The sequence below is a fragment of the Noviherbaspirillum denitrificans genome, assembly GCF_002211445.1.
In the GTDB taxonomy this organism is placed as follows: Bacteria; Pseudomonadota; Gammaproteobacteria; order Burkholderiales; family Burkholderiaceae_D; genus Noviherbaspirillum; species Noviherbaspirillum denitrificans.
This window is the reverse complement of record NZ_LSTO01000001.1, coordinates 418,652-431,259: the sequence shown is the minus strand read 5'-3', so window position 1 is coordinate 431,259 and position 12,608 is coordinate 418,652. Positions and strand designations below refer to the sequence as shown.

The following is a 12,608-nucleotide window of genomic DNA, read 5'->3' as shown; positions in this document are numbered from 1 at the left end:
GGGATATAAGAACCATGAACCTGTTGAAAAAACTGATTGCGGTCCTGGCACTCGTTCCGGCGGTCACGTTCGCCAGTGAGGCGACCTTTCCGCTGGACCAGGCTCCGAACCGTACCAAGGACCTGGCCGCGCTGCAGAACGGCGCCAAGCTGTTCGTCAATTACTGCCTGAACTGCCACTCGGCATCGGCGATGCGTTACAACCGCCTGGTCGATATCGGCCTGACGGAAGAGCAGATCAAGAACAACCTGCTGTTCACCAGCGACAAGGTTGGTGACTTGATGAAGGTCTCCCTGTCGGCCAAGGACGCGAAGGAATGGTTCGGCGCCGTACCGCCGGACCTGTCCGTCATCGCCCGTTCGAAGGCATCCGGTGCCGGTTCCGGCCCGGACTGGCTGTACACCTACCTGCGTACCTTCTACAAGGACGACACCCGCCCGACCGGATGGAACAACCTGGTTTTCCCGAACGTCGGCATGCCGCACGTGATGTGGGAGCTGCAAGGTGTCCGTACGGTGAAGTTCGTCGAAGAGAAGGATCCGCATGACGCATCCAAGACGGTGCACAAGTTTGCAGGCTTCGAGCAAGTGAAGCCGGGCAAGCTGTCCGCAACCGACTTCGACAATGCGACGGCCGACCTCGTAGGCTACCTGGAATGGATGGGTGAACCGGGACAGAACAAGCGCAAGCGCCTCGGCGTCGTTGTGCTGCTCTTCCTCGGCTTCTTCATGGTCCTTGCCTGGCTGCTGAACAAGTCGTACTGGAAAGAAATCAAGTAAAGCTTAAGCCCGCGTCGAAAGATGCGGGACTTTGATTCAGGGTGAGCCGTACGACGTCTCACCCTTTTGTTTCTAAGGAACTACAACATGATGGTTCTCTATTCGGGCACTACCTGCCCATTTTCCCAGCGCTGCCGTCTCGTGTTGTTCGAGAAGGGCATGGATTTCGAGATCCGTGACGTTGACCTGTTCAACAAGCCGGAAGACATCTCGGTGATGAACCCCTACGGCCAGGTGCCGATCCTGGTCGAGCGCGACCTGATCCTGTACGAGTCGAACATCATCAACGAGTACATCGACGAGCGCTTCCCGCATCCGCAGCTGATGCCGGCAGACCCGCTGATGCGCGCACGTGCACGCCTGATGCTGTTCAATTTCGAGAAGGAATTGTTTGTCCATGTCCACACGCTGGAGAACGACAAGTCCAAGGGCTCGGAAAAGGCACATGAGAAGGCACGCGCGGAAATCCGCGATCGCCTGACCACGCTGGCGCCGCTGTTCATCAAGAACAAGTACATGCTGGGCGACGAGTTTTCCATGCTCGACGTGGCGATTGCGCCGCTGCTGTGGCGCCTCGACCACTACGGTATCGAACTATCGAAGACCGCTGCACCTCTGATGAAATATGCGGAGCGCATCTTCTCCCGTCCGGCGTATATTGAAGCACTGACGCCGTCCGAAAAGGTCATGCGCCGTTAAGACAGGCAAGGCGCTCGTGCGGGATTGCGCGGGCACCTAACTGTTCCGGCCGGAAAACATGTCTGAAATCTCGACCAAGCCCTATCTGTTGCGCGCCATTTACGAATGGTGCACCGACAATGGCTACACGCCATACATTGCCGCTTCGGTGGATTCACGCACGATGGTGCCGCGCGAGTTCGTCAAGAATGGCGAGATCGTGCTGAACATCAGCTTTACGGCTACCAGCGGGCTGAAGATGGACAACGATTTCGTCCATTTCCATGCACGCTTCGGTGGCGTGTCGCGCGAAATATCGATTCCGGTCGACAATGTCGTTGCGATCTATGCGCGTGAAAACGGGCAGGGCATGGCGTTCGAGGTTTCTCCGCCGGCCGAAAGTGACGGCGAAGGTGTCGACGAGAAGCATAATGGTCCTGCACTCGCGGCAGTGCCGCCGACTCACGACAGTCCGCAGGAAGGCGATTCCGAGGGCGGCCCGGACGACAACAGCGATCCGCCAAAAAAAGGCGGGCGTCCGACGCTAACCCGGATCAAATAAAGTACAATAGCAATCCTTCAAGTTTCGCCGGCTTAGCTCATCTGGTAGAGCAGTTGATTTGTAATCATCAGGTGGCGGGTTCGAGTCCTGCAGCCGGCACCAATGAAAAAGCCCGCGATCAGCAATGATCGCGGGCTTTTCTGTTTCTGCGGTCAGGCAACGTTCAGGCGCCGCCCTTCAATCCGTTCCAGCGCGGCGTCAATGCATGCGGAATCGCAAACAGGTCGAGCACACGGCCTACGGTATGGTCCACCATTTCCTCGATGGTTTTCGGGCGCTGGTAGAAGCCGGGCAGGGGCGGGAATATGATCCCGCCCATTTCGGTGACGGCCGTCATGTTGCGCAGGTGGGCGAGGTTGAACGGCGTTTCGCGCACCATCAGGACGAGGCGCCGCCTTTCCTTGAGTACGACATCGGCAGCGCGGGAGACCAGGTTGTCCGAGAGCCCATGCGCAACGGCAGCGAGGGTTTTCATCGAGCACGGCGCAATGACCATGCCGTCGGACTGAAACGAGCCGCTGGCGATCGATGCGCCAATGTCGCGCACGTTATGGACAACATGCGCCAGTGCTTCAACTTCTTTGCGGCCAAGGTCGAGTTCCTGATGCAGGTTGAGTACGCCTGCATCCGAAATCATCAGGTGGGATTCAACGCCCGGAATGTCCCGCAATACCTGCAGCAGGCGCACGCCGTAGATCGCGCCGGTGGCGCCTGTGATGGCAACGATCAGGCGTTGGCCAGGCATTGGTGGGTATCAGGCCTTCAGGAGGGTCTGCAGTTCGCCGGACTCGAACATCTCGGACATGATGTCCGAACCGCCAATGAACTCGCCCTTGACGTAGAGCTGCGGAATGGTCGGCCAGTTGGAGTATTCCTTGATGCCCTGGCGGACTTCGGCGTCTTCCAGCACATTGACGGTAACGATGTTCTCGATGCCGCAGGCATTCAGGATCTGTACTGCACGGCCGGAGAAGCCGCACTGCGGGAACTGGGCGGTGCCCTTCATGAACAGCACGACGGGATGGGAAGTGACCGTCTCTTTGATCCAGGCTTGTACATCGCTCATGGTTTTACCTCTGTACCTAAAAATGGGGGAATTCCACCATTATATGAAAAAGGGTGGGGTGATGCCGCCAAGCCCGGAGAAACTGCAAGGAATAGCGACGAATAGTTGCCGAAGCGGCAAGGCGGGAGCGCACGTCATGCAAGCTCCCGCCATGCATCAGCCTTTCAGCTTGGCGAAGGCCGCTGCCATTGCGCCGCCCACCGCTTGTTGCGGCGCGCGCTGGTGCTGCGCCATGCGGCGCGCATCGTTGCGGTCCCCACGTTGCTCAGGGCGGGCGCCGGGCGTGGGCGCGGTGTCGTTCAGACGCATGGTGAGCGCGATACGGCGGCGCTTCTCGTCCACTTCCAGCACCTTCACCTTCACGACCTGGCCGGCCTTGACGACCGTGTGCGGGTCGCGGACGAAGGTATTCGACAGCGCGGAAATATGCACCAGGCCATCCTGGTGCACGCCGATGTCGACGAAGGCGCCAAAGGCCGCGACGTTGGTCACCACGCCTTCCAGGATCATGTCCGGACGCAGGTCCTTGATGTCCTCGACGCCTTCCTTGAAGGTGGCCGTGGTGAATTCGGGACGTGGGTCGCGGCCCGGCTTCTCCAGTTCCTTCAGGATGTCGGTGATGGTCGGCACACCGAATTTCTCGTCGGCATACTTGGCCGGCGATACCGACTTCAGCAGCTTGCTGTCGCCGATCACGCCCTTCACATCCTTCTTGATGTCAGCGAGGATCTTTTCGACTACCGGATAGGATTCCGGGTGCACTGCGGATGCATCGAGCGGGTTCTCGCCATTCATGATGCGCAGGAAGCCGGCCGCTTGCTCGAAGGTCTTTTCGCCGAGGCGAGGCACCGACAACAGCGCTGCGCGCGACACAAACATGCCCTTCATGTCGCGGTAGTTGACGATACTCTGGGCGACGCTCGCGTTCAGGCCCGAGACGCGTGCCAGCAAAGGTGCGGATGCGGTATTGACGTCGACACCGACGGCGTTCACACAATCCTCCACTACAGCGTCGAGCGAGCGTGCCAGTTGCGACTGGCTCACATCGTGCTGGTACTGGCCGACGCCGATCGACTTCGGATCGATCTTCACCAGCTCGGCCAGCGGATCCTGCAGTCGGCGTGCGATCGAAACGGCGCCCCGCAGCGATACATCGAGCTCGGGCAGTTCACGCGACGCATATTCGGATGCCGAATACACCGACGCGCCGGCTTCGGACACGACGATCTTGGTGAGGCCGAGTTCGGGATAGCGCTTGATGAGGTCTTGCGCCAGCTTGTCCGTTTCGCGCGACGCAGTGCCGTTGCCGATCGAGACCAGTGCGACATTGTGCTTGCGCGCGAGCAGGGCGAGGGTGTGCAGCGAACCTTCCCAGTCGTTGCGCGGCTGGTGCGGATAGATGGTGTTGGTGTCGACCACCTTGCCGGTGGCATCGACCACGGCCACCTTCACGCCGGTGCGCAGGCCCGGGTCGAGGCCCATGGTCGCGCGCGGACCGGCGGGAGCTGCCAGCAGCAGGTCCTTCAGGTTGCGTGCGAAGACGTTGATCGCTTCGATTTCCGCGCGCTCGCGCAGGTTGGTCATCAGTTCGGTTTCGAGGTGCATGAACACCTTTACGCGCCAGGCCCAGCGCACCGTATCCGCCAGCCACTTGTCCGCCGGGCGGCCCTTGCTGCTGACGCCGAAACGGGCGGCGATGCGGCTCTCACAGGGGTTGTGTGGCGCGTCCCACTTCGGTTTCTCTTCTTCGGAATCCAGGCGCAGGGTCACATTCAGGACTTCTTCGCGGCGGCCTCGGAACAATGCCAGCGCGCGGTGCGACGGGATGGTGCCGATGGTTTCGGAGTAGTCGAAATAGTCGGCGAACTTGGCGCCGGCGTCTTCCTTGCCTTCGACCACCTTGGATTCGACCACGCCGTGGTCGGTCAGGTATTCGCGCAGCGATTGCAGCAGCGTTGCATCCTCGGCGAAGCGCTCCATCAGGATCTGGCGCGCGCCGTCCAGTGCAGCCTTCGCATCCGGCACGCCGGGGTTGTCGCCATTGGCCGTGGTGAATGCAGGCTTGACGTAATTGGCGGCTTCCTCTTCCGGGTTCAGCGTCGGGTCGGCGAGCAGCGCGTCGGCCAGTTCGGTCAGGCCGGCTTCGGCCGCGATCTGGGCCTTGGTGCGGCGCTTGGGCTTGTACGGCAGGTACAGGTCTTCGAGGCGGGTCTTGTCTTCAGCGTGCGTGACGGCATCCAGCAGCTCCGGCGTCATCTTGCCCTGTTCTTCGATCGAGGCAATGATTGCCGCGCGGCGGTCTTCCAGCTCGCGCAGGTAGCGCAGGCGCTCTTCCAGCAGGCGCAGCTGCGTGTCGTCCAGTCCGCCGGTCGCTTCCTTGCGATAACGCGCAATGAAGGGAACCGTGGCGCCTTCATCCAGCAGGGCGATGGCTGCGGCGACTTGCACCGGCTTGGCGGAAAGTTCTACGGCGAGACGTTGTTCGATGGATGGCAGCATGGAGAGTCAGAAAGGTAAAAACAAGCGGGTGATGATACGCAAATTGGGCGATTGCGCCAGTCTTGACAGTCAAAAAAGCGGCGATTGGCGCACTACCGGATACCCCCGGTCACGCGCTCGATTCCGGCAAGGTCTTGCCAGCTTTGCACGTCGCGGAAGCCTTGCCTGAGAAGCAAGTTGCGGACAGCGGATGCCTGGTCATAGCCATGTTCCATCAGCAGCCAGCCGCCCGGCACGAGATGCTTTGGAGTCCCGTCAATGATGGCGCGTATGGCGGACAGTCCGTCGCCGTGGTCGGTCAGCGCGTCGACAGGTTCGAAGCGCAGGTCGCCCTGCGACAGGTGCGGGTCGCCGGCGACGATGTAGGGCGGGTTCGACACGATGATGTCGAATTGTTCAGTGCCGAGGGCGCTGTACCAGTCGCTGTGCAGGAAGCGCACGCGCGTGTTGTGCCGTTCGGCGTTGCGACGGGCGACGGCCAGTGCGCCTTCGCTGGCATCGAGCGCGGTCACGCTCGCTTCCGGGTTGGTATGGGCAATCGCAATGGCGATTGCACCGGAACCGGTTCCCATGTCGAGGATGCGTGCCTGGCCAGGCATGCGATCGAGGGCCAGCTCGACGAGCAGCTCGGTTTCGGAACGCGGAATCAGTACATCCGGCGTGGTGTGCAGCGCGAGGCCGAAGAATTCGCGTTCGCCCAAAATGTAGGCGATCGGCTCGCCCTGGAGGCGGCGCTCGAACAGCGCGTTGACAGCATCAGCTTCATTCTGGCTGAGGATGCGTTCGGACTGGGTGATGAGCTGGACGCGCGACAGCTGCAGCGCATGCGACAGCAGGATGCGCGCTTCCAGCGCATCGAGGGGAGGCTTGCGCAGCAGGCTGCCGAGGGTAATGCCGGGCTGCATAGGACGCGGATCAGCGGCTGCGGCGCAGTGCGGCCCAGACCAGGACCAGGGCAAAGGCCGAGAACCAGATCAGCGACCACTGCGGATTCGACAGGCCGAGGACGGGCGGGTATTCCGCCGAGCACAGGCCGTCGGCCTTGAACAGGAAGGGCAGCAGCTCGGCCGTCGGATAGCGGTTCAACGCCGTCTCCAGCGGATCGATGCCGCAGGAAATCGTCGGGTGCGCCTTCACCCAGACATGCCAGCCGGCCACGCCCGCACCGCCAACCGCGGTGAGTGCACCGAGCAGGGCGCCGGCCTTGGTGGCGCCGCGCGGCAGGGCGGCAACGATGAAGCACACGAGCGCAAGCAGGACGAACAGGTAACGCTGGATCACGCACAGCGGACAGGGCATCTGCCCCTCCACATGCTGGAGGAAGAGGGCAAAGCCGACCAGCCCGAGGGCGATGACACCGACTGCAACCAACACCGGTTTTGATGTTTTCATGGGTCCTAGTTGTAATGTTGAAATGCCATAAGAATCATGCCGACCCGAAAAGTTCCTGAAGGGCAATGTTCTCGGGCCTGCCGTTCCGGCAATTATGCCTCGTCGGCCAGTTGCGCCAGCAATTCCGCCTGGTGCTCGGCCAGCAGCGCATTCGTCAGCTCTTCCAGGTCACCATCCATGATGAAGTCGAGCTTGTAGAGCGTAAGGTTGATGCGGTGGTCCGTCATGCGGCCCTGCGGGTAGTTGTAGGTGCGGATGCGCTCGCTGCGGTCGCCAGACCCGATCAGCGACTTCCGGGTCGCCGCTTCCCTGGCCTGCTGTTCGCGCAGTTGCACGTCCTTGATGCGCGCGGCGAGCACCTTCAGCGCGGACGCCTTGTTCTTGTGCTGGCTGCGGTCGTCCTGGCATTCGACCACGATGCCGGTCGGGATGTGGGTGATGCGCACCGCCGAATCCGTCTTGTTGATGTGCTGGCCGCCCGCGCCCGATGCGCGGAAGGTATCGATGCGGATATCCGCCGGGTTGATGTCGACGTCTTCGACTTCGTCGGCTTCCGGCATCACCGCCACCGTGCAGGCGGAGGTATGGATGCGGCCTTGCGTTTCAGTCGCCGGCACGCGCTGCACACGGTGGCCGCCCGATTCGAACTTCAGGCGCGAGTAGGCACCAAAGCCGACGAGCCGGACGATGACTTCCTTGTAGCCGCCGATTTCCGACGGTGACTCCGACACCATCTCCACCTGCCAGCGGTTGCGCTCTGCATAACGGGTGTACATGCGCAGCAGGTCGCCGGCAAACAGCGCCGCTTCGTCGCCGCCGGTGCCGGCGCGGATTTCGAGGTAGATGTTTCGCTCGTCGTTGGGATCCTTCGGCAGCAGCATTTTCTGCAGGTCGGCTTCGAGCTGTTCGATGCGTGCCTTGGCCGCGGTGATTTCTTCCTGCGCGAGGTCCTTCATGTCCGGATCGGCCAGCATCTCGTTGGCCGTATTGATATCCTCGTGCGCCTGCTTGTACTCCTTGTACAGTGCCACCAGCGGTCCGAGCTCGGCGTGTTCGCGCGTCTGCTTGCGGTACTGGTCCATGTTGTCGGTGGCGCCTTCCTGCATCAGCAGGTTGTTGAGTTCTTCCAGCCGTTCGGCAAGCTGGTCGAGCTTGGCAAGCATTGATGGTTTCATGTCGTTCTTCTGTGGAGCGGTCGGCGGAGCGCCGGGATGGGCGAGGCGAAAGGGGACCGCGGGCAGTCCCCTTCAGGCCGCTAGCGCTTGGTGCGGAACAGCTGCGGGAGGAGGGTGGCGAGTCGTGCGCGCTCGTCGCCTTGCGCGTTGTGCAGGGCCTGTTGCGGGCCGTGCAGGAATTTGGCGGTGAGGCCCTTGGACAAGGCTTCCAGAACCGAGTCAATATCCTCGCCCTTGGCAAGCAGCTTCTTCGCGCGCTCAAGCTCGGCCAGGCGCATCATTTCGCTGTTGTCATGCATCTCACGAATCACCGGCACCACAGCGCGGCTCTCGATCCAGTGCATGAAGGATTGCACGCGCGTCTCGATGATCGCCTCGGCTTGCGCAACGGCGGCCTGGCGGTTTTCGATGCCGGTCTGCACGGCGGATCCGAGGTCGTCCACGGTGTACAGGAAGACGTCGTCGAGGCGGCCAACTTCGGATTCGATGTCGCGCGGCACGGCGAGGTCGACCATGAACATCGGCTTGTGGCGGCGCGCCTTGATTGCGCGTTCGACCATGCCGAGGCCGATGATCGGCAGCGACGATGCGGTGCTCGAAACGACGATATCGTAGCGCGACAGCTGGTCCGGCAGGTCGGCGAGGCGGATTGCCTGGCCGCTGAAGCGGTGGGCCAGCGCTTCGCCGCGTTCCATTGTGCGGTTCGCAACGGTGAGTGATTTCGGGTTCTGGGCGGCGAAGTGCGTCGCGCACAGTTCGATCATTTCGCCGGCGCCGATGAACAGCACGTTCTGGTCGGCGATCTTGTCGAAGATGCGCTGCGACAGGCGGACTGCTGCGGCAGCCATCGACACGCTGTGCGCACCGATCTCGGTGGTGGTACGCACTTCCTTTGCCACGGCAAAGGTGCGCTGGAACATCTGGTGCAGGTAGGTGCCCAGGCCGCCGGCCGCTTCGGCGCGGCGCACCGCGTCCTTCATCTGGCCGAGGATCTGTGCTTCGCCGAGCACCATCGAGTCCAGGCCGGATGCCACGCGGAACGCGTGACGCACCGCGTTGTCCTGCGGCAGGGTGTACAGATAGGGGCGCAGTTCCGAATACGACAGCTTGTGGTACTCCGCGAGGAAGCGCGCCGTGGTATCGATCGCCGCATCGACGCCGCCGGGAATGTGGCTGGCCGCGTACAGCTCGGTGCGGTTGCAAGTCGAGAGGATGGCGGCCTCGTCGGACGTGCCGGAGGCGGTGGCACGGCCGAACCAGGAGCGTGCGGAAGCCACTGCCTCGCCGATGGTATCGGCGGGGAAGGCCACTTTTTCACGCAGCGCGACCGGCGCTGTAGTGTGGTTGAGACCGACGGCTAGAAGCTGCATTCGGATTAAGTGCGGGAATTCCTGACCCTCTATTATAGCCTGTTGCGTGATGGCACAAGTTGAGGGATTTTTGTTGATAAAACGGCATTGTTCGTGCGAGTTGCCGTGTGTACGACAATCTCCGACGCACTCCGTTCACACCGACAACTGCTCCAGCTGGTAGCCGAAGCTGTAGACGGGCGCCAGACGGTAGCCGTTTTCGGGGCGCAGGCCCAGCTTGCTGCGCACGCGCGACACATGGGTATCCAGCGTGCGCGACGGCAGTTCCGATTCGCCGGGCCAGACCTGCTCGCGGATATAGGTGCGCGACAGCGGCCGGCCAATATGACGGAAAAACAGCAGCGCAAGGTCGAATTCCTTTTGCGTGACATCGACCGTCCTGCCCTCACGGGCGATGCGGGCGGCGTTGGTGTCGAAAGCATAAGGGCCGAACTGCAAGGCTTCTTCGACATGCCGTTCCGGATAGGCGCGCCGCAGCAGCACCTGGACGCGCAGCGCGATCTCGCCGTGCCGCACCGGCTTGACGAGGTAATCACTGGCGCCGGCCGCAAGGCCCGCTACAAGGGCATCCTCCGCCGAACGGGGCGCGAGCAGCAGCACCGGGACCGTACGCGTGGCGTGCATGCATGACAAGGCCCTGTCGAATTCGATATCAAGGATCAGGAGGTCGCAATCGCCACCGTCGGGCTGTTCCGCGGTGCATGACGCCTGATGGCCGGCGTTGCGCAGCGTCGCGCAGATCGCTTCGGCCAGTACCTTGTCCTGATCCATGACGGTGATTCGCATGGACAGGATGGTAGCGTATCAGGGCCTGCCAAGGTGCAAATGAAAAAAGGCCCGGGCAATGCCAGGTCTTGGATCGATGGAGTGCGCGCTCAGGACCCTATGACCTGGCATCCCGGCATCGGCTGCACGAGATGCCGCACCTGGCTGATCAGCGAACCGAACAATTTGCCCGGCAAACCCGACGGCGTGGTGTGACCCATCAGGATCCGGGTGCAGCGAAATTCCTGTGCCACGCGGACGATGGTTTCCGCCGTGCGGCCGATTTCGACGTGCGTCTTGTAAGGAACTTCCGCCGCGTCGAGCAGCTGTCTTGCCTCGGCCAGTTCTTCCATCCCGGTATCGAGGTGGATCTGGCGCAGCTCGGCCGGATCGAAGAAGTCGGAAACATGGCGCGACACCGGTACCTGCACGTTCAGCAAATGCACGCGCACATCCGGTTCCGACCGGTAGATGACGATGGCTTCGGCGAGCGCGCTCTGCAGCTGCCTTGCGGTCGTGTGCAGGGTGACCGGAATCAGCACTTGTTTCAGCCCCATGTTTTCTCCAATCTGGTTTCCGGGTAGGGCGGTCGATCAGTTCAGTTGCTCGAGTGTTTCGGAGGAAGCCGCATTCTGGTTTTGCAGGTACTTGCCGACAACGACGACCAGCATGGCGCACAGCGCCGGCGGCAACAGGTGAAGGCTGTGGTAGTTCTCGGCGAAGGTCTTGACGGCCGGATCGGAGAACGCCATTTCGCCCGCCACCCATCCGAGCAGGGCGGCGCCGATGGTGATGATGATCGGGAAGCGGTTCATCAGCTTCAGGATCAGCGTGCTGCCATAGATGATCAGCGGGATGCTGACGCCCAGGCCGACGACGAGCAGGACGATGTTGCCCTTGGCGGCGGCGGCAACGCCGATCACGTTATCGAGGCTCATCACGAGGTCGGCAACGACGATGGTCTTGATCGCGCCGGCCAGGTTCGAGTGGCCTTCCAGTTCTTCTTCCTCATCCTCGCCCTTGAGCAGGTTGACGCCGATCCACAGCAGCAGCGCGGCACCGGCAAGCTTCAGGTAGGGAAGGGATAGCAGGTACACGGCGAAGAAGGTCAGGATGATACGCAGGACGATCGCACCCACGCTACCGCACAGGATGGCCATTTTTTGCTGCTTGGGCGGCAGCGAACGCGAGGCAAGTGCAATGACCACGGCGTTATCACCGCTGAGCACGATGTTGATCAGGATGATTTGCCCTAGGGAAACCCAGAATTCCGGGGTGCTGAGAAAAGACATGACATCTCCTTGTTTATGATGACTTTTCGGCGGCCATGGAATGGCCTTCGACTGTCAACAAGGATACGGAGGCGGCCTGTCGCCTCCCTGTCGGCTTCCTTACGCAAACCTGAACCAATCCTTTCACCAGGCTTACAGCGCCCGGAAAGGCTGGTCAGGCGGGCGGTGCGTCGGGGTGGGGGAAGTCGACGGTGAAGGTGTTGCCGATGCCGTCGACGTCTTCTTCCAGCGTGATTTGCGCCTTGTGCAGCGAGGCAATCTCGCTGACGATGGCCAGGCCGAGCCCGCTGCCATCGGTGTGGGATCCGAGCAGTCGGTGGAAGCGTTCGAAGATGCGCTTGCGATCTTCGACAGGGATGCGCGGCCCGTCGTCACTGATTGCAAGCTGCGCCTGTCCACCGCCACGCACCCGCACGGTCACCCGTCCGCCGTCCTGGCTGTAGCGGACCGCATTGTCGACGAGGTTGTTGATCAATTCGCGCAGGCGGTGCGGGTCGCCCTTGACCAGTACCGGTTGGTCGCCCTCGAAACCGAGGTCGACGTTGCGCTTGATGGCTTCCGGCACCCACTCCATCGTAACTTCGAGCGCCAGCGCGTTCAGGTCGATGCGCTGCAGCACGAGGGATTCGACCGCGCCCGGTTCGTTACGGGCCAGCGACAGCAACTGGCCGACGAGATGCGACAGCCGGTCGGCGCTCATGTAAAGCTGCGCCAACGAGCGCTGCATTTCGGCGGGATTCTGCTCGCGTAGCGCCACTTCAATCTGCGCCTTGATGCCGGCGACCGGCGTCTTGAGCTGGTGGGCGGCGTCAGCGATGAAACGATTTTGGAAGTTCAGGGTGGTACCGAGGCGCAGCATCAGTTCATTCACTTCCTCGACCAGCGGCCGCACCTCGCCGGGTACCCCGTCCGTCGGAATGGGGCTCAGGTCGAGGTGGGAGCGATCCGATACGGCGCTCTTGAGCACCTGCAGCGGACGCAGGCTGCGCGCCACGCCGTAATGCACGACCAGGGCTGCCAGCGCGATCAG

General features: G+C 62.0%; 14 protein-coding genes and 1 tRNA gene. 4 read left to right on the top strand and 11 right to left on the bottom strand.

The features are described from left to right. Positions 1-14: 14 nt before the first annotated feature. From AYR66_RS02130 to AYR66_RS02115, 4 genes are all read left to right on the top strand, one after another. Complete coding sequence (locus tag AYR66_RS02130; RefSeq protein WP_088706145.1) at positions 15-779, top strand: cytochrome c1; 765 nt, start codon at positions 15-17, stop codon at positions 777-779. 87 nt (positions 780-866) lie between these two features. Next, positions 867-1,478: a glutathione S-transferase N-terminal domain-containing protein gene (locus AYR66_RS02125; protein WP_088706144.1), complete on the top strand. Its 612-nt coding sequence runs from the start codon at positions 867-869 to the stop codon at positions 1,476-1,478. 58 nt (positions 1,479-1,536) lie between these two features. Then, positions 1,537-2,019 (top strand): ClpXP protease specificity-enhancing factor, encoded by a 483-nt coding sequence (locus AYR66_RS02120; RefSeq protein WP_088706143.1) that lies wholly within the window; start codon positions 1,537-1,539, stop codon positions 2,017-2,019. A gap of 26 nt (positions 2,020-2,045) precedes the next feature. Further along, a tRNA-Thr gene (locus tag AYR66_RS02115) sits at positions 2,046-2,121 on the top strand. A 61-nt stretch (positions 2,122-2,182) separates the two neighbouring features. Here AYR66_RS02115 and AYR66_RS02110 read toward each other — a convergent pair. From AYR66_RS02110 to AYR66_RS02060, 11 genes are all read right to left on the bottom strand, one after another. Then, the gene (locus tag AYR66_RS02110; RefSeq protein WP_088706142.1) at positions 2,183-2,764 is read right to left on the bottom strand and encodes a UbiX family flavin prenyltransferase; all 582 of its coding nucleotides are present in this window, start codon (positions 2,762-2,764) and stop codon (positions 2,183-2,185) included. A gap of 9 nt (positions 2,765-2,773) precedes the next feature. Beyond that, a complete protein-coding gene (gene grxD, locus AYR66_RS02105; protein WP_088706141.1) occupies positions 2,774-3,085 on the bottom strand; it encodes a Grx4 family monothiol glutaredoxin in 312 nt (103 codons plus the stop codon). Between the two features lie 156 nt (positions 3,086-3,241). Next, positions 3,242-5,584 carry a Tex family protein gene (locus AYR66_RS02100; protein ID WP_088706140.1) on the bottom strand — a complete coding sequence of 781 codons (2,343 nt, stop codon included), beginning with the start codon at positions 5,582-5,584 and terminating at the stop codon, positions 3,242-3,244. 92 nt (positions 5,585-5,676) lie between these two features. After that, positions 5,677-6,489, bottom strand: coding sequence for a peptide chain release factor N(5)-glutamine methyltransferase (gene prmC, locus AYR66_RS02095; protein WP_088706139.1), 813 nt, complete (start codon positions 6,487-6,489; stop codon positions 5,677-5,679). A 10-nt stretch (positions 6,490-6,499) separates the two neighbouring features. Then, a complete protein-coding gene (locus AYR66_RS02090) occupies positions 6,500-6,976 on the bottom strand; it encodes a disulfide bond formation protein B (protein ID WP_088706138.1) in 477 nt (158 codons plus the stop codon). 92 nt (positions 6,977-7,068) lie between these two features. Then, positions 7,069-8,151 carry a peptide chain release factor 1 gene (gene prfA / locus AYR66_RS02085; protein WP_088706137.1) on the bottom strand — a complete coding sequence of 361 codons (1,083 nt, stop codon included), beginning with the start codon at positions 8,149-8,151 and terminating at the stop codon, positions 7,069-7,071. Between the two features lie 80 nt (positions 8,152-8,231). Next, the gene (gene hemA / locus AYR66_RS02080) at positions 8,232-9,521 is read right to left on the bottom strand and encodes a glutamyl-tRNA reductase (protein WP_088706136.1); all 1,290 of its coding nucleotides are present in this window, start codon (positions 9,519-9,521) and stop codon (positions 8,232-8,234) included. 135 nt (positions 9,522-9,656) lie between these two features. Continuing rightward, positions 9,657-10,307: a response regulator transcription factor gene (locus AYR66_RS02075; RefSeq protein ID WP_088706135.1), complete on the bottom strand. Its 651-nt coding sequence runs from the start codon at positions 10,305-10,307 to the stop codon at positions 9,657-9,659. Positions 10,308-10,396: 89 nt separating this feature from the next. Further along, positions 10,397-10,843: a universal stress protein gene (locus tag AYR66_RS02070; protein ID WP_088706134.1), complete on the bottom strand. Its 447-nt coding sequence runs from the start codon at positions 10,841-10,843 to the stop codon at positions 10,397-10,399. Positions 10,844-10,879: 36 nt separating this feature from the next. Continuing rightward, complete coding sequence (locus AYR66_RS02065; protein WP_088706133.1) at positions 10,880-11,578, bottom strand: TerC family protein; 699 nt, start codon at positions 11,576-11,578, stop codon at positions 10,880-10,882. A gap of 154 nt (positions 11,579-11,732) precedes the next feature. After that, the coding region (locus tag AYR66_RS02060) for a sensor histidine kinase (RefSeq protein ID WP_234814674.1) at positions 11,733-12,608 on the bottom strand (876 nt) is incomplete at its 5' end.